The sequence below is a fragment of the Pseudoflavonifractor sp. An187 genome (assembly GCF_002160275.1).
GTDB lineage: Bacteria > Bacillota > Clostridia > Oscillospirales > Oscillospiraceae > Enterenecus > Enterenecus faecium.
This window is the reverse complement of sequence record NZ_NFKG01000040.1, coordinates 1-20,636: the sequence shown is the minus strand read 5'-3', so window position 1 is coordinate 20,636 and position 20,636 is coordinate 1. Positions and strand designations below refer to the sequence as shown.

At 57.6% G+C, this 20,636-nt stretch carries 16 protein-coding genes; 4 read left to right on the top strand and 12 right to left on the bottom strand.

The features are described from left to right. Window positions 1-208 precede the first annotated feature (208 nt). The 7 genes from B5F22_RS11140 to B5F22_RS12855 form a co-directional block, all read right to left on the bottom strand. Complete coding sequence (locus tag B5F22_RS11140; RefSeq protein WP_087392605.1) at window positions 209-1,438, bottom strand: hypothetical protein; 1,230 nt, start codon at window positions 1,436-1,438, stop codon at window positions 209-211. A 14-nt stretch (window positions 1,439-1,452) separates the two neighbouring features. After that, window positions 1,453-1,914 (bottom strand): RNA polymerase sigma factor, encoded by a 462-nt coding sequence (locus B5F22_RS11135; RefSeq protein WP_087230636.1) that lies wholly within the window; start codon window positions 1,912-1,914, stop codon window positions 1,453-1,455. 432 nt (window positions 1,915-2,346) lie between these two features. Further along, window positions 2,347-2,838: a hypothetical protein gene (locus B5F22_RS11130; RefSeq protein ID WP_087392603.1), complete on the bottom strand. Its 492-nt coding sequence runs from the start codon at window positions 2,836-2,838 to the stop codon at window positions 2,347-2,349. Between the two features lie 698 nt (window positions 2,839-3,536). Then, window positions 3,537-4,397: a DUF368 domain-containing protein gene (locus tag B5F22_RS11125; RefSeq protein ID WP_242955120.1), complete on the bottom strand. Its 861-nt coding sequence runs from the start codon at window positions 4,395-4,397 to the stop codon at window positions 3,537-3,539. A gap of 8 nt (window positions 4,398-4,405) precedes the next feature. Beyond that, on the bottom strand, window positions 4,406-5,074 hold the full coding sequence (locus B5F22_RS11120) for a TrkA family potassium uptake protein (RefSeq protein WP_087257259.1): 669 nt from the start codon (window positions 5,072-5,074) through the stop codon (window positions 4,406-4,408). Between the two features lie 17 nt (window positions 5,075-5,091). Further along, the gene (locus B5F22_RS11115) at window positions 5,092-6,384 is read right to left on the bottom strand and encodes a TrkH family potassium uptake protein (protein WP_343223950.1); all 1,293 of its coding nucleotides are present in this window, start codon (window positions 6,382-6,384) and stop codon (window positions 5,092-5,094) included. Between the two features lie 820 nt (window positions 6,385-7,204). Beyond that, entirely contained in the window at window positions 7,205-8,560 is a 1,356-nt protein-coding gene (locus B5F22_RS12855) for a GNAT family N-acetyltransferase (RefSeq protein ID WP_343223949.1), read from the bottom strand. 400 nt (window positions 8,561-8,960) lie between these two features. Here B5F22_RS12855 and B5F22_RS11105 point away from each other — a divergent pair, with 400 nt between their 5' ends. Both B5F22_RS11105 and B5F22_RS11100 read left to right on the top strand, forming a co-directional pair. Next, on the top strand, window positions 8,961-12,872 hold the full coding sequence (locus tag B5F22_RS11105) for a LamG-like jellyroll fold domain-containing protein (protein WP_087392601.1): 3,912 nt from the start codon (window positions 8,961-8,963) through the stop codon (window positions 12,870-12,872). Between the two features lie 240 nt (window positions 12,873-13,112). Next, window positions 13,113-13,556, top strand: a complete 444-nt coding sequence (locus B5F22_RS11100) for an Hsp20/alpha crystallin family protein (protein ID WP_087392600.1) — start codon at window positions 13,113-13,115, stop codon at window positions 13,554-13,556. A 58-nt stretch (window positions 13,557-13,614) separates the two neighbouring features. Here the strand turns inward: B5F22_RS11100 and B5F22_RS11095 are convergent, their stop codons facing one another. Continuing rightward, entirely contained in the window at window positions 13,615-14,067 is a 453-nt protein-coding gene (locus B5F22_RS11095; protein ID WP_087230627.1) for a PH domain-containing protein, read from the bottom strand. A 158-nt stretch (window positions 14,068-14,225) separates the two neighbouring features. On the opposite strand from B5F22_RS11095, the gene B5F22_RS11090 reads away from it, so the two are divergent. Further along, a complete protein-coding gene (locus B5F22_RS11090) occupies window positions 14,226-15,512 on the top strand; it encodes a hypothetical protein (RefSeq protein WP_087392599.1) in 1,287 nt (428 codons plus the stop codon). 9 nt (window positions 15,513-15,521) lie between these two features. Then, complete coding sequence (locus B5F22_RS11085) at window positions 15,522-16,220, top strand: DUF6320 domain-containing protein (RefSeq protein WP_087392598.1); 699 nt, start codon at window positions 15,522-15,524, stop codon at window positions 16,218-16,220. 47 nt (window positions 16,221-16,267) lie between these two features. Here the strand turns inward: B5F22_RS11085 and B5F22_RS11080 are convergent, their stop codons facing one another. The 4 genes from B5F22_RS11080 to B5F22_RS11065 form a co-directional block, all read right to left on the bottom strand. Then, window positions 16,268-17,311 (bottom strand): helix-turn-helix transcriptional regulator, encoded by a 1,044-nt coding sequence (locus tag B5F22_RS11080; protein WP_087392597.1) that lies wholly within the window; start codon window positions 17,309-17,311, stop codon window positions 16,268-16,270. Window positions 17,312-17,460: 149 nt separating this feature from the next. After that, window positions 17,461-18,405 carry an alpha/beta hydrolase gene (locus tag B5F22_RS11075; RefSeq protein ID WP_087392596.1) on the bottom strand — a complete coding sequence of 315 codons (945 nt, stop codon included), beginning with the start codon at window positions 18,403-18,405 and terminating at the stop codon, window positions 17,461-17,463. 18 nt (window positions 18,406-18,423) lie between these two features. Further along, window positions 18,424-18,954 carry a DUF308 domain-containing protein gene (locus B5F22_RS11070; protein ID WP_087392595.1) on the bottom strand — a complete coding sequence of 177 codons (531 nt, stop codon included), beginning with the start codon at window positions 18,952-18,954 and terminating at the stop codon, window positions 18,424-18,426. 779 nt (window positions 18,955-19,733) lie between these two features. Next, complete coding sequence (locus B5F22_RS11065) at window positions 19,734-20,522, bottom strand: M20/M25/M40 family metallo-hydrolase (protein ID WP_087392594.1); 789 nt, start codon at window positions 20,520-20,522, stop codon at window positions 19,734-19,736. Between the last annotated feature and the right edge of the window lie 114 nt (window positions 20,523-20,636).

Genomic DNA, 20,636 nt, shown 5'->3' with positions numbered 1-20,636 from the left:
CGTTCTCCGGTAATATTTTTTGTGAGTTCAATGCAAATACCAGTTGACCGTGGCACTCATATACGGTACACTGATCTTGCTTGTTATAATTTGTCTTCACAAACAAATTGTAAAGCAAATGAAACGAGAGGCCAACCCCCAAAAAGGTTAGCCTCTCGTTTTGTTGTTCTGGCCTATTTTGCAACAGGCCCATTTTGTTGCGTATGCTTTACAGCACGTACTGGGTGGCGTTGATGACTTTGGTGTCCAGCGCCCCCTTGATACCGCCCAGGGCGGCTTTGATGGTGTCGCCGATGCCGCCGCCGTCCATGTGGTCAGCGTGCCCCACTTGGGCCACATCTTCACAGATCATGGCCACGGCGTCCTCCAGCGCCTCGCAGCACTGCACCACGGCGCAGTCCTCAATGTGCAGCCGTTCCATAATCCACTCCCGGGGAATGTCGTCGGCGATATGGACGAAGGCGCAGTCGCTGACCAGGATGCCCTTGGGCTGCTGCTCCAACATCCACTTGGTGATCTTCACATAGGGCTTGTCCTCCACCACGGTCCCTTTGGGCTGGGTCACCTTCACGGCCCCGGACACCTCGGTCAAAACGGAGAGCAGCTGGTCTTTGTGCTCCTGGGGCACCTTGATATCGCCCTGGACGTTCAGGTACTCCAGCCCTTCCAAGGCGGCGTTCTGTTGGGGGACGGTCACATCTCCGATGACATATAGCTTCTTGCCGTAGCGCCCCACGGTGGACTCGTCCAGGGTGATATCATCCAGCACCACGGCGGTGTGGTCGGGAACCAGGATGAGCTGGGCCTGCTCGTCAATCAGGTCCACCAGCTCCCCCGCCTTGGACTGGGCCACGATCACCTCTTTGGAGCGGAAGGAAGCGCCCTTACTGCGCAAGGAAGCGCCATCCAGCTGGGGGTCCACCATAATCATCCGACGGGCAGACCAGTACAGGCTGTTCTTGGCCCGGAGGGCGAACACTTTGTCGATGACGGCGTTGCGCTTGAGGACGATGGCCCCGTCGGGGTAGCAGGTGGTAGCGCCGTTGACGCTGACATCGGCCAGGGTGGCATACATGCTCTCCGGGCAGGTGAGGGTGCCGTTGACCGTGATGCCCACGCAGTGCTCCAGCTGCTTCTGGGTGTGGGGGTGGATGGTGAGCACCCCATTGACCACCAGGTAAAAGGGAGTGGGGGAGACGGCGTCACTGTCGTGAATCTCGTGCTTGCCATTGATGGCCCGCAGATGCACGTCTCTGGCCACTTCCAACACGTTGGCACAGTTCAGGGTAGCGGGCAGCTTGCTCATCACCGCTTTTCCCTCGGGGCTGGTGAGCAAGGCGGCGCTGTTGATGACAATGGTCTCGTAGTGGGCGTAGTTCTCCTCCTGCATGGTTCTGGCGTCACAGGTGGCGCAGTTGACAATCAGGTTCTTAGCCATATTCCATTCCTCCTCTATGGTTGTAGTTGTTGTTTCAGGTACTTCCGACACCGGGACAGTTTGGACCGGACGGTGCCCGGGGGGATGTTCAACATCTGGGAAATCTCCTGGGCGGTGTAGCCGTCGAAATAGCGCAGCTGAAAGATGGTCCGGTCCTGTGGGGCGACGCTCTGGAGCAGCATGGCGGTCTCCACCTCGGGGATGCCGGATGGCTCCCACAGGGGCAGTTGGACGCTGTGCAGATACTCCTGCTCCAGAACGGCCCGACGGCAGCGGTCAAAGAATAGGTTTTTGAAGGTCCGATAGAGCCATGCCCGCTGTTGACTGGGCGATAAATCGGTCACTGTACTGGCGTGGATCAGAGCTTTGATAAAGGTCTCCTGTACCAAATCTTCCGCCAACTCCTTGCTGCCGGTCATGCGTGTGCCGTAGGCCAGCAATTCGGTTTGATACCCTTCGTATAAATCTTCCCACAATGAAGTTCGCCCCCTTTCTGCTTGGATAACGGATGGGGAGGGAAAAGTGTTGCAACCAAAAAGAAAAAATTTACGGCGCAGTCCGCCCCGGCACCCTTTTGGGCACCGGGGCGGACTCTGCGTGTCGAAAAAGTTCGACACGCTTCTCAAAAATGCCAGCATTTTTTCGAGGAGTTGCAGCCCGCTGCATGCATAATCGGGTCAAAGGGCGACCCGATTCCACACTGGCGGGCTGAGAAGTGTTTTTTCCGATGCACATGTCCCCGGAAAAAACGGATTTTAATTTATTTTCCCGCCCCCGGCGGGAAAACTCTGCCGAGGGCTTTGTGGATGATGCAAGAAAATATATTTTTCTTGCATATATGTGAGGCTTTTGACAGTCTGAGTCCGCCCCGGCACCCTTTTGGGCACCGGGGCGGACTGTGAATTTCCTCAGTAGTAAAACCCTTCCCGCCTCAGCAACTGCACCAGTTCCAGGATTTCCGCCCCATCCACATCAAAGGGGAGGGTGAAGGAAAACCCAAGTTCCGGTTCGTTGCAGGCAAGGAGATTCTCTTTGAGCTCCTCTATGGTCTGTCCGGGGTGATAGAAGTCGGCCAGGTAGTCCTCCACGCCGTAGGCTTCAAAGTCATATTCCGCAAACTTGTTAAAAGAATAGTTCAGAGCAGTGGAACGCCTTAGTTTTGTGGATACGGAAATGTGATCCGGTTGCACTTCAATATCGCAAAAGCCTTTCACCCCAATCACCGGAATAGGATAGGCTTCTCTTATCCAGGTTCCATCTTCGTTTTTGTGATAGTGACCACCATACCATCCTACTTCCAATTCAAAGACCCTGTGAAACAGGGCGTGGAATAGTTGCCCCGATCTTGTCTCTAATCGGTCATAGAAACGTTGCATCTCATGGAAAAGTTCCTGATTCATGTGACCACCTCACATAAGTATTGAGCACAGTATAGCACAGAAGAAAGGTTTGCGCCACAGAGCTGAAGCGGGACGGACATCCCCGATTACCGTGACCCACATCCTGACCCACACGGGGAAAGGAGCAGCTGGAACCAACGGACACAACAGTGCCGCCCACCACGGCCCTGTGGAGCAAAGTGGGCAGGAAAGGGCCGAAAAGCAGCCCATGAATGGCTCCCAGTCAGTTGGTAAGGATGAGGTCGGCAGTTCGAATCTGCCTAGCAGCTCCAAAAAGCCTTGAAAACTTCGGTTTTCGAGGCTTTTTTGTTTGTAAATTTGATTTTATGGTGTGGGTCAAAGAGTGCCAGATAGGAAGGTCATGATTCCTGTCCGGCTTTTTCTCTCTGCTTTACATCACTTGTGCCATAAAGCTGCCCATGGTGGCCGCTGCCAGTGTCCTTGAAAGCCGCTTAAATTGGGCAGAGCCGCCCTAGGTGGGGGAGAATATGGCCCTGCGCCGAAGAAGGGGACACAGAGGCTTACAGGGGCAATGCTGGTAGGCATCTATGTGACCATATTGGGTTTCTCAAAACGAGACTGAGAGAACAACGTGTGGTGTGTTCCGTGGATGGGGAATGCTTTGTTTAAGAGCAATAGACAACGAGAGGTCGCCCGATTTCTGGGCGGCCTCTCGTTGTGTTTGCATGATAACGTGATTAAGCATGCTGTTCGCTTATGGTATGAGGCCCGTCGTCCGGGCAACTGCTTGGTAAAAAATATATCGCCGCAAATCCACCACAAATGGCGATGGAGCAGCTCAATAGTTCACTCAAAGTGGGAAGTCCAGGGAAAATGCTGACCACTGAACCAAGAATAAAGCCAAGAATCACTAAATAGGTCACTTGTGGATAGCGGGCCATCGCTTTTTCCAACAGTTTGGCCATTAGGATAATACCAACCAGGCCGCCCAGTGCCATGGGGAGTAAAAAGGAGAATTGGAGGGCTTTGATCGCAGTGATCGTCTTGCTGTACAGTCCCAGCAGCAGCAAAAGATAGGATATACTGATGCCTGGGAGGAGCAGGGCGATTGCAGCAATGATTCCCGCAAAAAACAGAAGCAGAAGTTCGAATATCCCATTGGATTGCTCGATGCTTTCTGAGTTCAACGGAAGAATGGAGATCGCACAAACCATTAGCATCCCGAGAAGGATATAAACAGGTACTTTCCATGAAAAACTCTGAATTTTCGCTTCTCGAAACATCATGGGGATGCCCCCGACCACTGCACCGATAAAGAAATACATCATCGGTTTGGGAAATGCGTCAATTAAATCGGAGATGGGATTGGCAAGCAGTGCCATTCCGATGACGGAACCGATGCAAAATGTAAAGAGGAAACAAAAGCTATCCTTTTTTCTCTGGTAAAATGAACTGACAGCGGAAATGAGAGAGGAGTATATACCAAGAATCATTGCCATCGAACCACCGCTGACACCGGGAACCAGCATGGTCCCTCCGATGACGAATCCCTTTGCGGCAACCGAAATATATTTCTCCCAAATGTTCTTCATTTTCATATGTGCAATCAATGAATGTCCTTTTCAAAATATTCTACGTTTTTGCTCTGCCCCACGATACAAATGGCATCGCCCTCGCGGAAGAAATAGTCCGCGTTGAAGTTTACATTTGTATGGCCATCGTGTTCGATTGCAATGATGTTTACCCCGTAGCGATGACGGATGTTCATATCCTGGATTGAGGTGCCGATGAGCTTTTTGGTCACCAGGATTCTCCGAACTTCGGCATCTCCGCCTAAGGCGACAGAGTCCAGGAAACTGTCATAAATTAACCCTTTTCCAAGGCGGATTGCCATATCTCGTTCAGGGAAAACCACAGAAGCACCTAACTGCTTGAGTGCCTCCCCATGAATAAAGCTGGTGGCTTTTGAGATAACATGAGCAATCCCCATTTTCAGCACGGTCATGGTGACAAGGATGCTGACATCGATTCTTTCTCCAATACACACCACCACGACGTCGCAGTTTCGGATGCCTGCTTCTTCCAGCGCCTCTTGATCCAGGTTCTCCACAACCAGAGCCATTTCTGTGAAACGGCGTGCTTCCCGCACACGAGACTCTTCTTTGTCAATGGCAATGACTTCTTTTCCGGCGGAGGAAAGGCATTCCACAAGGGCCATGCCAAACCGTCCAAGACCAATCACTCCATAGCTGCTTGCGTAGTCTTTTCTTTTCATCGGTATTTTCTCCTTATTTATCCGATCGAAACGGATTCTTCTGTATAACGAACGCTGGGGGCTGGACGATCAATCCACATTGTCAGCAGGGTAAACGTGCCCACTCGTCCAGCAAACATGGTGAAAATCAAAATTAACTTGCTTGCTACACTCAGAGTCGGCGTAATGCCGGTAGAAAGGCCCACAGTACCGAACGCGGACACTTCTTCAAATAGCAGTTGGACAAAGCTGTACTCCGGCTCCAGCACACAAAGGAAAAATGTTCCCACACATACGAGTAGAAGGGAAAGCAATGAAATGGTGCAGGCCTTGGAAAAGACTTCCGACGGGATGTTGCGCCGGAAGGCACTGATATGCCTTTTTGTGAACAGGCTTCGTACGTGCTGCGATAAGACGAAGAACGTGCTTGTTTTGATACCGCCGCCGGTAGACCCGGGGGAAGCGCCAATAAACATCAAAATAATGAGGGTGAACAGACCGGCATTTGTAAATTCGCCAATGGGGTAAGTAGAAAAACCAGCTGTTCGTGCAGATACGCTCTGGAAAAAGGCTCCAAGCCAGGTGATATCCTCCGTGGCCTTTAATAGTAACGTACCCGCCACAAGCAGAGTGAGCGTTGTGGTTAAAACCACTTTGGAGTGAAGGGTTAGTTTGCGAAAAGATCTCTTTTTCAAGACGTCTAAAATCACAAGGAAACCCAATCCACCAAAAATGATAAGTCCGCTTGTGGTCAGATTCAAAAGAATGTTGTTCTGGTAAGGGATGAGGTTTCTCAGCCCGCCTAAAATATCAAAACCAGAGTTGTTAAAAGCTGCGATGGAATGAAATATGCTGATCCAAAGGGCTTTCAGCACAGGATAGTCCTGAACAAATACAAGAAAACTCAAGACAATACCCATCAGTTCAAAGCACAGCGTCATAAGCAAAATAGACTTCACCAAACGGATCATGCCTTTGATTCCCTCGATATTTAAGGCTTCTTTGAGCAAAATACGCCCTTTGAGACCCACATTCTTTCGTGCGGCCAAGATCAAACCCACACCAATGGATGTAACGCCTAAACCGCCAACCTGAATCAAAACGGCAACGACAGCTTGACCAAAAGTAGTGAAGTGATCTGCCACATCAATTGCAATGAGACCTGTCACACAAACTGCACTGGTGGAGGTAAAAAGAGCATCAATAACGTGTACCTCCGCGTCGCCTCTCACGGACAGAGGAAGAAGGAGAAGAACTGCCCCAAACAGGATAAGCATTGCAAATCCGGCAGCAATCAGTCTTCCCGGTGGCTGTTTTTTGAATTGAATCATCAGTTTTTCCATAATGACGGCCGGTAATCATTCCGGCAGAATACGCCCCTTTCCATCTTGAGCAGTGTTCGCACTGAACATGGATTTGTGGTACGACGATAGGATTCCATCTGTACCGACAGATGTGGTATTTTCACCTCCTACACTTGTTCCAGACGACAGGATGAGATGGAACACGATAATTGGAAATACAAAAAGACCAGTCCAGAGATGAGCCATGACGATGGAACAAGCAGCTCCAAAAAAACAGAACGCTGATAAACATTTGTCCATCCTGCGCTCTGTGAATGAATGGTATGGCCACGGAATAAAGTCTCCGCAGCACCACCAAATGGATCGTTCTGTCTGCACTCATTGTCATCCCATCAAGAGGTCATCAAATTACATATCATCCGCCTCAGTACGATCCCAGGTCTGGGAAACCCACATGTTCATCGTGGTTATGCTTGGAACGATGGCGGTTCGTCCATCGCTTCAATCCTGGGAAAGACTACTCCAAGTGTAAACTGCACGGTAACAAGTGGCGTGAAGTTTGATACAATCCCGTCCGTAGATGCGCCAAAAGGATACGAAAGAACCTTTTAAAACGCAAAAAAAGACAGTCTCCCCCCTAGAAGAGCTGTCTTATTCTCTTAATCAAGAATTATACTAATTTTGATTAAAATCCCCTTTGGAATAAATAGAGATGCATCCAAGCACTCTATGACAGACTCCACCACTTATTCCTACGTGGGAGTATAGCACGGAGTGGACAAAATGTCAAAATGAATTTACTGGTGTATGAGATAGATCCGTTTTTGACGGACCGCAGCCCAATGCCCTATGCCTTTCCCACAAACAGCAGGTGGTTGGAAGCTCCCAGGTGCTCCGGCTTCTCGCAGGTGTAGAAGTGATACCGCAGATACTGGGCGTAGCTGTCCGGGTCCATGGCGTTGATCTTCTCCTGGAGCAGCTCGCTGACCCCGTCCGAGGCCACCTCATGGAGCACCTTTACGCCGCCCTCCCGCAGCAGCTCCCGACAGGCGTCCACGGTGTGGAAGACAAAGGGGAAGTCGTCACAGCGGAAGGTCTCCTTGTCGTAGGCGCCGTGGACGAAATAGTCCGGCTCCTCGTGGAACATGGTGAGGATGACCATGTCGTTGGCAATGAAGGCGAAAAACAGCGTTCCATCCGGTTTGCACACCCGTTTGGCCTCCTGAATGCAGCGGAGTTTATCGGCCTGGCTGTGCAGGTGGTACAGGGGGCCAAAGAGAAGCACAAGGTCAAAGGAATGGTCCGGGTAGCGGCTGAGGTCCAGGGCGTTGCCCTGCGCCAGGTCAATGTTGTCCTCAGGGGTCAGTTTGGCCCGGAAAGCGGCTAGGTTGGCCTCGGACAGCTCCAGAGCGGACACCTGGTACCCCTTTCGGGCGAAATACAGGCTGTATTCGCCCGCCCCGGCCCCGATATCCAGAATTTTTGCCCCCGGAGTGAGATAGCGCTCTATGTAGCGCACGGTGGTGAGAAACTCCACCCGGGCGGCCTGGGAGCGGGTGAGGCGCCGGCTTTCATCCAGGCGGCGGTACAGGTCTTGCACCAGTTGGGTGTCGTTTTCGTATACAAGCCCCTCCGTGAAGTCCTTGGGGCGGTTCCATTGACGTTTTAAGATGGCATAGTGGACGGTGTCGCAAATCCCCTGGATGTTGTAGTCCGATTCCCGGGAGGTGCCCTCGCAGGTCATGCCGCACTTTTGCATGACACCGCCGGAGTGGGGATTGCGGGTGTCGTGTTTGGCGGTGATGCGGTTGAAGTCGCAGGTTTCAAACAGGTAGCGGATCACCCCTTCCACCGCTTCGGTGGTGAGGCCCTGGTGCCACCAGGGCTGACCAATGCAGTAGGCCAGCTCCACGCAGGAGAGCAGGTCGTTGGGGTTCATGCCGCTGATGCTGCCGATGGGCTGGCCCAAGTCCTTGTGTACCATGAGCCACTGGTAGAAGTTGTCCTGCTGGTAGCCATTCACCCAACTCTGGAGCACCTGACGGGTGATGTCTGTGCTGGTGTGGGCCGGCCACATGAGATAGCGGGTCACCTGGGGGTCAGAGGCCCAGTTATCAAACATGGCCTGGGCGTCGTCTACGGTGGCCCGGCGGAGGATGAGCCGGGGGGTCTCAATGGTCTGGGTTCCTCGGTGGGTGGGCATAGAATCAGTCCTTTCCATAAAATAAAAGCAGTGCAAGCTACCCTTTGCAGGGTCTGGCTTGCACTGCGTCTCTTCTCTCAACGGTGTTTCGGGGGTTATTGGGAAAAAGAGTATGACAATGCAAGCCCGATGCCATGGGGCATATCGGACTGAGGCATATTCATGCAGTTCACACAGCAGCGCAGCATTGTCACACCTCCTGGAAGTTTTGCACATTATACGCCGGGCGTGTGGAAAAGTCAATGGCAGATTGGATGCTCGGTACGCATTCCTGAGAGACGATACATTTTGACATTGCCAGAGGGGTATGATAAGATTAAATGAATCAGCTTAAAAGGAGCTGAAAAAACCTTGCCATTTTAGCATTCTTGCATAAAAAGGAAAAGGAGAGGGAAATTGTATGAGGAGAAGAAAGGTTCGTTCTGTGGTGGCGGCTGCCCTGATTTGTGGGCTGCTGCTGCCCTATGGGCTCCGCGCCCATGCCCAGTCCGGGTACCCTACCCAGGGACTCAAAGACCACTGGAGCTTTGACTCTCTGGTCAGTGACCAAGGGGATCGCACCACGGCCACCTTACAGGGGAACGGCGTCCAATTGACGGACAGCGGCAACCCGGTATTTGGGCAGGTGCTGCGGTTCGGCGCAGGGGTAGACAACTTTATGAAGCTGGAGGACTACATCAATACGGGAGCGGGGGCCACCTCCTTCTCCATGTGGTACCGCTATGACACCACCATCACCGGGGACGACAGCGCCGCCTCCACGGTGATGCTCCAGCATGAGGGGAGCGGGCGGTCTGTGCTGACGCTGCGGGGGGATGGCAAGTACCATACCTACGTCAACGGCACCGATGTGGTCTCCCAACGCACCGTGGTCAAGGGGGGCTGGGAGCACATTACCATTACCATTGACCAGAACAGCCGCCAGGTAAAGTTCTACATCAACGGGGAGCTGGACAGCCAGCAGGCCCTGACGGACAACGCCATTGATCAGGTGCTGACCCTGCGTTTGGGTGCCCACAAGACGGCGGGGAACAAGAATCCCCACCCCATGCGGGGGGATGTGGACGAGTTCTACGTCTACAACCGGGTACTCACCGATGAGGAGGCCTGGGCGGTGTACGCCGACAAGGGGACCCAGCTGTGCCGTCAGCAGCTCCAGGAGCTGGTGACCCAGGGTCAGACCCTGTATGACAGCGGCAGCCTGAACCAGGATGATGCCGTGGCGGTGGCCCTGAAACAGGCGTTGGACGGGGCGGACCTCACCGCAGACTTGGCCCAGATGAAGGCGGCCTGTGCCGCCCTGGAGGAGGCCATTGCCAACTATCGGGCCGCCATGCCCCTGAAGCTGACGGTGAATCTGGACGACATCCAGCGGGAGATTGATGCCGACAGCATCTTCGGCATCAACCACCGTTACTCCTACAATGGTTACGGTACCTTTGATTCCGAGACCATGAAGATGAACGAGGAGTTCGCTGCGCTGTATCAGCAGGCGGGCTTCGGCTCCATCCGCTACCCCGGCGGCACCATCTCCAACCTGTTCAACTGGAGAACCACCCTGGGAGACAAGGAGAGCCGGAAAAATCAGATTCACGGCCTGTATAACAGCGGCAATCAGACCGGCATCGCCCCCAACTTTGGCTTGGGCGAGGCCGCAGATTTTGCCGATGAAATGGGCTCTGAGCTGATCTATGTCTACAGCCTGGGCCGTGGCAGTGCGCAGGACGCCGCCGACCTGGTGGAGTATATGAATGCCGAGGTGGGCACCAACCCCAACGGCGGCATTGCCTGGGCGGATGTCCGGGCGGCCAATGGCCATGTGGAACCCTACAACGTACGCTATTTTGAAATCGGCAACGAGATGCACCTGGGCCCCGATGCCCAGAGAGATGATGGCGTCTATTCCCAGGGCTACTGGACTCTGTATGTGGACGGCGGCCGTGAAAACGCTTACATCAACGGCGGCGTGGCCAACATCAACAAGCGGTACACCGTGGACGAGGAGGACTGGAACAAGGTGGCCTCTCGGTCCGACGGCAGCGCCAACTTGGTGCGCTTCCTGCGCTATGCCAATCTGAACCCCGGAATCATGGGTGAGGATGGGAAAATTGTGGATGACCCCGACTTCCGGGCGGTCAACGACGGTGTCCGGGTCTTTGTGGGGCCGGACGACAACCCGGCAGAGTGGACCGTGGTGGACAGCCTGGAGAGTTCCGGGCCTGAGGACACCCACTGTGTGGTCAACTACGCCAACGGCTCCATCCAGTTCGGTGACGGCGTGCACGGCAAGATTCCCCCCAAGGGACAGAACATCTACGCCACCTACAGCGTGGACCGGGACGGTTTCGTGGACGTATCCCAGGCCATGCGGGATACCATGGACGAGATCAACCGCCTCAACGGCACCGACCAGGAGATTTTTGTCTACGCAGGCTATGAGACCGAGGGCTTTGTCAACAAGATGGCTGCCGGCGGTTACAACGACCTGTACGACGGCGTGGTGGTTCACCCCTATTCCGGCACCGTGAGCGGCAGCACCCCCGAGGAGTTCTATGACAACGCCATGCTCAAGACCGAGGGCAGCGGCGTCAACCCGGTGAAGAATTTTGCCTCCAAGCTGCCCGAGGGCAAGGTGCCCGTGGTCAGCGAGTTCGGCATCCACTACAACACCGAGTCCCAGGTACGCTCCCAGACCCATGCCCTGTACATCGCCAAGGTGATGATGGAGTATGTGAATCTGGGCAGCCCCTACATCCAGAAGCATTGCCTGTCCGACTGGTATCAGGATGAGGCCGACTCTCTGGGCCCCACCCAGCAGGCGGTGATTCAGGTGGTGCCCCAGGAGGGAGCGAGTACCACCACCGGAGAGGGTGAGTTTACCTACTTCTCCACCCCCTCTGCCCATGTGTTCCAAATGCTCAATTCCGGATTTGGCGACCATGTGGTTAGCACCCAGATGGACTCCCCCAAGACCCAGAACAACGTCACAGCGGTGTCCGTGCTGGCCAGCAAGGATGACCAGGGCAACGTCTATCTGGCCATGGTGAACGTGGACCGTCTCAACGACTACAACATTCAGCTGGAGATTCCGGGCATGGACCTGGCTGGGCGGTCGGTGGAGGTCCAGTACCTGGCCACCGATGGCATTGCAGACGAGAACACCCCGGAGGACCCGGACAAGGTACATGTGGAGACCGAGACTGTGGAGCTGGGCAGTGTGCCGGTGGTCAACATCCCCGCCCATGCCTTTGCGGTGGTGAAGGTGCCCGCCCAGGTGGTGGACAAGACCCAGCTGGAGCAGACATTGGCCCAGGCCCGTGCCCTCCAGGCTGAGGACTACACCGCCGACAGCTTTGCAGGGGTGGAGAAGGCCATGGCGGAAGCTCAGGCAGTGCTGGACAATGCCCAGGCCACCCAGGCGGAGGTGGACGCTGCGGTGATGGCTCTGACCCAGGCCATGGAGGCCCTGGTGGAGGCGCCTGAGCCCAGCGAGGTGAACAAGACCCTGCTGGAGAAGACCATCGCTTACGCCGAGGGTCTGGACACCACTGGTGTCACCGACTCCGCCAAGGCTGCCTTTGAGAAGGCTCTCACTGAGGCCAAGGCCGTAATGGAAGATAAGAACGCCACGCAGGACCAGGTGAATACCGCTTGGGACAACCTGCTCAACGGGATTTGGGGGCTGGGCCTGACTCAGGGCGACAAGACCATGCTCAACCTGGTCATCCAGCGCGCTGAGGCCATGATGGACCAGGCCGACAAGTACGTGGAGACCAACTGGCAGCAGCTGGTGGACGCTTTGGCAGCGGCCAAGAACGTGGCCGCCAGCGGCGACGCCATGCAGGAGGACGTGGACAACGCCACCGACGCCCTGCTGGACGCCATTTTGGCCCAGCGTTTCAAGGCCAACAAGGACATCCTGGAAGGCCTCATCGGTAAGGCTGAGGGCATGGACCTCACCGGCTACACCGCCCAGTCCGTGGCCACCTTCCGCTCGGCTCTGGCCAATGCCCAGGCGGTGATGGCCGACGCCACTCTGTCCGAGGAGGACCAGAAGACGGTGGACGCCGCTGTGGCTGCGCTCCAGAGCGCCATGGAAGGCCTCACTGCCCAGGGGGAGACACAGCCCTCGGATCAGCCCGAAACGTCTCAGGAGCCTGAGGCCACCGACAAGCCCCAGGCTACCCAGAAGCCAGACCGTGTACCTCAGACTGGCGACTCCGCCCAGATGATGGTGTGCGTGGCCACGCTCCTGGGTTCGGTGAGCCTGCTGGCGGGTGTGGCCTATGTGAGCCGTAAGCGCCGCAGCTAATTCCGAACGAAAAAGCACGGCCAGCTGGCCGTGCTTTTTTGAGCGAATGGGAGAGTGCGGTGAGCCCACCGGGAGAAATCGCATATTTTATGAACAAACATCACATAACATGTAAACATTAGCACTCTCACCTTGACAGTGCTAATTGACGGTGTTATAACATAATTGTTCCAAAAGGAGGGGCTCGAAAGAGCTTCTCCCGCAGGGCATCAATGAATGCAACGAATGGAGGAATGACTTATGTTGCCCAGCATTTTTGGTGAGAATTTGTTTGATGATTTCTTTGGTGATGACTTTGGGATGTTCCCCATGTGGAACGGCCGCAACCCTCTGTACGGCAAGCACGCCAAGAACTTGATGAAGACCGACGTGCGGGAGACCGAGAACAGCTATGAGCTGGACGTGGATCTGCCCGGATTTAAGAAGGACGAAATCCAGGTGGATTTGAAGGACGGCTATCTGACCATCCAGGCCGCCAAGGGTCTGGACAAGGACGAGGAGGACAAGAAGGGCAAGTACATCCGCCAGGAGCGGTATGTGGGCGCTTGCAGCCGCAGCTTCTACGTGGGGGATGTGGAGCCCCAGGACATCTCCGCCAAGTATGAGGACGGTATCCTCAAGCTGTCCATGCCCAAGCATGTGAAGAAGGAGCTGCCCAGAAGCACCACCATTGCCATCGGCTAATCCCCAGAAAACGCAGAACACCCCGGAGAACTTCGTTCTCCGGGGTGTTTTTTGCTCTTTAGTGGTTCAGGGTCTCGTGGTTGTGGTAGGCGATCTCCTGCAGGTACTTGTACAGGGGCTGGATGTTGTATTTCTTGGGGAACTCGAACTTCTTTTCCGCCACTTCCACGCCGCCGCTGCACTTGAAGTAGGGGGAGGCGATGTAGTGGACATTGATCTCGCTGTCGTCGGCGCCAAAGCCCGCCGTCTCCGCAGAGACGTGGATGATGGTGCTCAGGTTGATGGAGTCCACCCGCATTTTCACGCCGGTGGCGCCCTGCTTGTCAAAGTCGATGATGCGCTTGTCGGTGAAAATCACCACGTCCCGGATGAGCCGGAATCCCATGGCGATGGTCTCGCCGTCCATGAGATACATGCCGAACTCCTGGTTCAGGGCCTCGGGGGAGACCTCGTTGAGATTTCCAGCCATCCCTTGCAGCATGGAGCCGCCCAGTTTATTGATGAGTCCCATTTGTAAAACCCCCTTGAGAGGAATTGACGGCGTAGGAGCCGCCTGTGAGGCCATTGTAACAGGCGGTACAGGACCTGTCAACGCAGTCGGCAGGTTTTGCGGTATTGCCACGGTCCGGAGGGCGTATTATAATAAAGCAAACGAAAGGAGGGGGGAGTATGGGCCGATGGAGAGGACAGGATAAGGGCTGGTTTCAGCTGGATAATGCCGCCATGATGTACTCTGCCATCCAGAGCGGCACCTATTCGGCGGTGTACCGCTTCTCCGCCGTCATGACCCAGGAGGTGGACCCCCAGGTCCTCCAGCGGGCCATCGACCGCACCATGCCCCGGTTCCCCGGCTTCCATGTGAAAATCCGCAAGGGGGTATTCTGGTACTACTTCGAGCCGGACGACACCCCCGGGCCTTTTTTGCAGCCGGACATTCAAAACCCCTGCCAGCCGGTGTATTTTCAGAACAAGGACCAGCTCATCCGGTTTTTCTACTACCGCCACCGCATCTCCATGGAGGTGTTCCACGCCCTGGCCGATGGCGGCGGGGCGCTGGTGCTCTTCAAGACCCTGTTGGCGGTGTACTTACGGGAGCTGGGAGAGGAGATCCCAAACGAGGAGGGGATTCTGGACGTGGACGAGGCCCCGGACCCCCAGGAGTGGGAGGACGCCTACGCCCGGTACGCCCGGTCCCGGGTGCGGCTGGGCAAGTCCGAGCCCAAGGCCTACCCCTGTACCGGAACCCCGGAGCCCTTCTATACCCTCAACGTCACCATGGGCTTTGTGTCGGTGCAGGCTCTGCGCCAGGTGGCCAAGGGCCATGGGGCCTCCATCACCGAGTATCTGGCGGCGGTGCTCATCCAGTCCATTCTGGCCCGCCAGCGCCGGGAGGGGCGGCGGCGGGAGCTGCCGGTGGCCCTGGCCATCCCCATCAACCTGCGCCCCTATTTTCCCACCCGCACCATGCGCAATTTCATCCTCACGGTGCGCCCCTCCATTGACCCCGAGCTGGGGGACTACACCCTGGAGGAGATCATCTCCCAGGTCCATCACCACATGCGGCTGCACATCACCCGCCAGGAGATGCAGGGGGTTATTACCCGCAACGTGTTTCTCCAGCGGTTTTTGCCTCTCCAGCTCATTCCGGTGCCGGTGAAGAACTTTGCCGTGGATTTGGGGTACCGTCTGGCGGGCAACCGCCCCTATTCCACCACGTATACCAACCCCGGGGCTTTCCGGGTGCCCAAAGAGATGGAGCCCCACATCCAGCACATGGAGGTGGTGCTGGGCCAGTCCTATACCCCCCGGGTGAACTGCGCCTCCATCAGCTACGGGGACATGATGGAGATTACCTTTGCCGGGACGGTGAAGGAGACGGACGTGGAGCGGGACTTTTTCCGCACCCTGGTGCAGGATGGGCTCCACGTGAAGATTACATCCAATCGAAGGGAGTGAAGACAGGCCATGTCATACTGTGTCAACTGCGGGGTGGAGCTGGACAAGGACGCTGCCAAGTGTCCCCTGTGCCAGACCCCGGTGGTCAACCCGGTGTGTCCGGTGGATACCACCATTCCACCCAACTTCCCCGTGGAGCGGCGGGAGGTGGAGCCGGTAAACCACAGAGAGGTGGCGGTGCTGCTCTCCGCCCTGTACGGGGTGGTGGGCCTGTGCTGTGTGGTGCTCAACCTGCTGTTTTGGTGGCGGGGGATGCCCTGGTCCGCCATTGTGGCGGGGGCCTGCGCCATGCTGTGGGTGTGGACGGTGCTTCCGCTGCTGCTGCGCTCGTTGCATTCCATCTTCCTGGTGGGGCTGGACCTGCTGGCGGTGGCGGGCTTCCTCTGGGTCATCGCCCTGGCGGTAGACGGGGGCAGCTGGCTGGGACAGCTGGCCCTGCCCATCTGGTGGGGGTGCTCGGTGGTCATCTTGTTTTTGTGGTATATCCTCCCCCTGCGGTCCATTTTGAGCCGGTGTATGCTGGTGCTGGGCAGCTGCGTGGTGCTGATGCTGTGGCTGGAGCTGTGTATTGACCTGTTTTTGGGCGGCTATCGGCCCATGTGGTCCCTGGTGGTGGCGGTGGTGGGGGTGACCCTCATGGTGCCGCTGCTCATCATCCGCTACCGGCCGGATTTGCGCCGGGAGGTGCGGCGGAGATTCCACTTCTAAAACATACGACCCCCGGCGGCTCAAGAATTGAGCCGCCGGGGGTTTCCTCATGGATGAACGCGTTGGAGAAGGGCCTGGGCCCGGGGGTGCTCCCGCAGCCAACTGAGGTCCGGGTCCTGCTCCAGCTGACCCAGCAGCAGGGCCCGCAGCTCCCCGGGCTGGAACTCCTTGGCCTGGGGGGCCATGCGGCGGTACAGTGCCGTGTCCCCCAGCCGCCAGGGCTGCTCCAAGGCCTCCAGCATCTGCTCCAACCGGGTGAGGGCCTCCTGGGCGTCCCGGTTGTGCACCGCCACCTGCCACAGGGCGGTGTACTGGTTGTACGGCCACAGCTCCAGAGCCTGGGCGATGGCCTGGGAGGTTTCCGCCACGGAGCCGGCGGCGTCGGCGTCCCCGCTGGCCAGCTCGGCATCCACCAGCCGGGATAAGAGCAGCTGCGTCCGGGTCCCCGCCTGGAATAGGGCCTGCTCCAAAGCCAGGGCGGCCTCCTCTGGCTGACCCCGCTTTAAATCAATGGATACCTGGAGCATCAGCTTGTCCGGCAGGGCGGCGGACAGCGCCCCCTTGTCCGGGATGATGTCCAGCACCTCCTGGGCCTCATCCAGCCGATTTTGCCGGATGTAGCGGTTGACCTGCATGGAGTTGGCGCTGGCCCGGATGGCCTCGTCCTCGCTCTGGCCCAGCTGGGTGTACCAGGCGGAGACCTGGGCCTCCAGCTCCGGGTGGTCTGTGGTGGACTGCACCAGCAGGCCGTCCAGGAGAAGGGCCACATTCAGGCGCAGGGATTCGTCGCGGGGGAATTCCCGCAGCTTGTCCTGAGCCAGGGCAAAGGCCTCCTCCGGGGCCTTGCCCGCCAATTGGTTGCAAAATAGGCCAATCTCCTGGCGGGACAGGGTCTCGTGAAACTCAAACAGGGCGTTCATGTCCACCTTCAACAGGCGGGCCAGGGGCGGCAGCAGGCCCACGTCGGGGCTGGTGAGGCCGTTTTCCCACTTGCTCACGGCGGCGGTGGACACATTGAGGCAGCGGGCCACCTGCTCCTGGGTAAGACCCAGGGCTTTGCGCTGCTGCTGAATGATGGTGTGCATGGGCATAAGAGAGACCCCCTTTTGGGCTTTTTGTACTCTTATTATACGAATTTTGAGAGAAATGCACAATGGACGGATAGTTAAACAGGAGGGCGGAGTAATTAACCTCCGGTTAACTCTACCTATGAAAAAACTCCCCCGGCTGGGGGAGTTTTTTAGTCGTAGCGCTGTAAAAAATCCGCCACGTGCTCCATGGCCTCCCCGGCGCTTTTCAGGGGGAACATCTGGAACACGTGCCACATGTCCGGCCAGGTGCGGATGACACAGGGGACCTCCGCCTCCCGCAGCTTTTGGGCCAGGGCGGTGGAGTCGTCCCGGAGGATTTCCCGCTCTCCCACGTGGATGAGGGTGGGGGGGAAGCCGTGGAGATCGGCAAACAGGGGGGACAGGTGTGGGTCGCTCCAGTCGGTCTGAGGGGCGTAGGCGGAGCGCACCGCCTGGATGTAGTTCATGGTGAGCATGGGGTCTAAGTCCCGGGCGCTCTGGTAGGACGCCCCGGAGGCGGTGAGGTCGGTCCAGGGGGAGAAGAGCACCAGCCGCCCGGGCAGGAACCGACCGGACTCCTTCAGCTTCAAGGTCAGCTCCAAAGCCAGGTTGCCCCCGGCAGAGTCCCCCGCCACGATGACGTCCCGGGCACCATACCCCAGGTGCATCAGGTAGTCCCAGGCGGTGAGGGCGTCCTCTAAGGCTGCGGGGTAGGGGTGCTCCGGGGCCAGACGGTACTGGAAGGCCAGGGTCTCACAGCCGGTGGCGGCGGAGAGTTTGGCCGCCAGCACCCGGGCGTAGCCCAGATTGCCGCTGGTGTAGCCGCCGCCGTGGCAGTAGAGGATGACCCGCCGCCGCTGGTGGCCTCGCTCGGGACGCACCCAGGCCATGGATAGGGCCTCGTGGGTAAAGGGCTCCCAGCTAAAGCCGATGGGGGGAGAGGCCAGCCGCCCCAGCACCTCCTGGCCTCTGCGCTGACGGTTCAGGTCGGCGGGGTCCATGGAGTCGGGGGAGGTGGCGGAGTGGATGGTTTTCAAAGCGGACATCATGCCTTCGGTGAGCCGCTTATTCAGACGCTCCGCCCGGTCCCGGGGGAGCAGGGAGTGGTATTTCATGAAAGGGACCTCCAGGTATCAGGGGTGACGGGCGGACAGGGCGGTAATGAGGTCGCCGATGCCGTCCACAATGAGGCCGATGCCAAAGACCATGATGACCATCTGGGCGGCCTGGAAGGGGTTGACGATGAGCACCAGGCCCACGATGAGGGGCACCAGGGTGGAGATGACGCAGAAGGCCAGGCCGGGGGCGTGGTCCTGGATGGCCGCCAGCATCAGGGGCAGCTTCCCCACCCCGTCCATGAGCAGTAGAGCACCCAGCACGAAGGGGAGGAAGGAGAGGATCACATGGGGGCGGAAGAGGGCGAACAGGGCCAAGAACAGGGGTAAAACAGTGAGAAACAGGTCGCCTCCGAAGGACTGGCCCACCTTTCGGCCCTGGAGGTAGCGGATGAGGTGGGGAACGGCGTACACCACGCAGCCGATGGCCAGAGCCCACACAAAGGCGGTGCCCACGGCGGCGGGGAAGAGGACCAGGGGCAGGCCCAGGGCGATGTAGAGCACCGCCATGCCCACCGAGGCGTTGCGGGACCAGAAGTAGTTGAACATAATATGACCTCCTCAATGGCCCGCAAACGAGCGGGCCGCAGATCTAAGTTCATTGTACCACATCCACCTGACAAGGGCCAGGGAAGAATGGTGCAATTCTTTGTCTCTGACCTGAGGGGCTTGCTCTCCTCCGATTTCTCAGGCGGAAACCAGCGCCCCCGGTGGGGACGCTCCGCTGGGCCCAATTTCTCAGCGATGAGAAATGGGGGAAAGAATCGCCAAAGGCGGGGCCTTCCCCCGCCTTGTGGAATCCACCCCGCGGTACTGGATGCCCCTGCGTTCTCCTTGTTTTGGCCCTTGGCCTGGTGGGGTCACATGGATGGCGTGGAACTTCTACAGAAAGTACCTACTTCTCTGGCAGACAATTCTTCTATCCCCAGGGCCTTACCCTGGTGAGCCGCTGTTCCCAGCGACCGGAAGCTAGGCTCCCGGCGGCGGGAACGCCGCTTCTCCAGGATAGGCCCGGACGTGGAAATTGCCTGTCTATAGGGCCAGTTGCCCAGGGTAACCTGGTGTGGTGGCAGTACCAGGAGCCACAGCAAGGGTGACGGGCCGAACCTAGTCTTGACGCAGGGCCAGCCTCGTACCCCAGGGGGGTACTTAGGGGGGAACGCCCTAAGCGGGTTTTGGTTCCTTTTGACCGGGCAAAAGGAACCCCCAGCGGGAAGCGTCCCCACCAGGCCGGAGGGCTGGAAGAAAGAAACAAGAGAAGGGAAAACTTTTTCCCAGTGTGCCGAAAAAATAACAGGGCCGCTGCATGGTGCAGCGGCCCCAGAAGGTTATTCAGCGCACATGTCCAGAATAATGTGGGCGAAGAGCTTGGCCGACAGCATCAGGTCGGCAATCTTCACCCGCTCGTCCGCCCCGTGGAGGTGGGTGTCAAACCCGGGCATGGTGCAGCCGAAGGCCACGCCGCCGGGAATCTCGTGGACGTAGGTGCCGCCGCCGGTGGACAGACACTCGCCCTTTTGTCCGGTGTACTCCTCGTACCGCTTCAGCAGCGTCTGCACGAAGGGAGAGTCGGCGGGGGTGTGGTGGGCCTCCTCCTGCTCGCCCTCGAAGGTGAAGCCGCTCTGTTCAAAAGCGGCCCGGGCCACGTTCTCGCAGTTTTCGCGGGTGGCGCACAGGGGCACCCGGGAGTCAAAGCGGCCGGTGAGTCCGGTCTCGGTGACCTCCAGCAGGGTGAAAGCCACGGTCAAATCTCCGGCGATGGGCTCGGACTGGGCGATGCCCAGGGCCCGCCCATGGTAATCCCCGTGGGGAAGCAGGGTGTTGAGCTGGTTCAGGGCCTCCTTGCAGGGACCCTCGGCCAGAGGCAGGGCGCACAGCAGAGCGATGAGGCCGGTGACGGCGTTGTTGCCCCCCTCGGGCCAGGCGGCGTGGCTGCCCTCGCCCTTGGCGTGGATGACCGTGCAGCCGTCCTGGCTGGTGCAGGTGAAGGTGATGCCAGTGCGGGCGGTGATATCCCGGGCGAAGGGGTGCACGTCGTGGAGGGTGAGCCCCTCCACCGCTGCCTCAGCGTCGCCGGGGAGTACGTTGATGCGGAAGCCGCCGTGGAGCCACTTCACCCGGGGCAGAGCCTCCTGGACGGGCCAGGAGCGGGAGAAGGTGGGTTTTAAGCCGCCCTTCTCCGTGTTGATGACGGGGTAGCCGGAGTCAGGGGAGAACTCTTATACACATCT

What these genes read in the sequence shown, in the direction of transcription:
- B5F22_RS11070 (WP_087392595.1), bottom strand. Translation starts at nt 18,954, where the DNA reads ATGTTCAACTACTTCTGGTCCCGCAACGCCTCGGTGGGCATGGCGGTG.
- B5F22_RS11095 (WP_087230627.1), bottom strand. Translation starts at nt 14,067, where the DNA reads ATGGGACTCATCAATAAACTGGGCGGCTCCATGCTGCAAGGGATGGCT.
- B5F22_RS11125 (WP_242955120.1), bottom strand. Translation starts at nt 4,397, where the DNA reads ATGAAAATGAAGAACATTTGGGAGAAATATATTTCGGTTGCCGCAAAG.
- B5F22_RS11130 (WP_087392603.1), bottom strand. Translation starts at nt 2,838, where the DNA reads ATGAATCAGGAACTTTTCCATGAGATGCAACGTTTCTATGACCGATTA.
- B5F22_RS11115 (WP_343223950.1), bottom strand. Translation starts at nt 6,384, where the DNA reads ATGATTCAATTCAAAAAACAGCCACCGGGAAGACTGATTGCTGCCGGA.
- B5F22_RS11075 (WP_087392596.1), bottom strand. Translation starts at nt 18,405, where the DNA reads ATGAAATACCACTCCCTGCTCCCCCGGGACCGGGCGGAGCGTCTGAAT.
- B5F22_RS11080 (WP_087392597.1), bottom strand. Translation starts at nt 17,311, where the DNA reads ATGCCCATGCACACCATCATTCAGCAGCAGCGCAAAGCCCTGGGTCTT.
- B5F22_RS11090 (WP_087392599.1), top strand. Translation starts at nt 14,226, where the DNA reads ATGGGCCGATGGAGAGGACAGGATAAGGGCTGGTTTCAGCTGGATAAT.
- B5F22_RS11120 (WP_087257259.1), bottom strand. Translation starts at nt 5,074, where the DNA reads ATGAAAAGAAAAGACTACGCAAGCAGCTATGGAGTGATTGGTCTTGGA.
- B5F22_RS11100 (WP_087392600.1), top strand. Translation starts at nt 13,113, where the DNA reads ATGTTGCCCAGCATTTTTGGTGAGAATTTGTTTGATGATTTCTTTGGT.
- B5F22_RS12855 (WP_343223949.1), bottom strand. Translation starts at nt 8,560, where the DNA reads ATGCCCACCCACCGAGGAACCCAGACCATTGAGACCCCCCGGCTCATC.
- B5F22_RS11105 (WP_087392601.1), top strand. Translation starts at nt 8,961, where the DNA reads ATGAGGAGAAGAAAGGTTCGTTCTGTGGTGGCGGCTGCCCTGATTTGT.
- B5F22_RS11140 (WP_087392605.1), bottom strand. Translation starts at nt 1,438, where the DNA reads ATGGCTAAGAACCTGATTGTCAACTGCGCCACCTGTGACGCCAGAACC.
- B5F22_RS11085 (WP_087392598.1), top strand. Translation starts at nt 15,522, where the DNA reads ATGTCATACTGTGTCAACTGCGGGGTGGAGCTGGACAAGGACGCTGCC.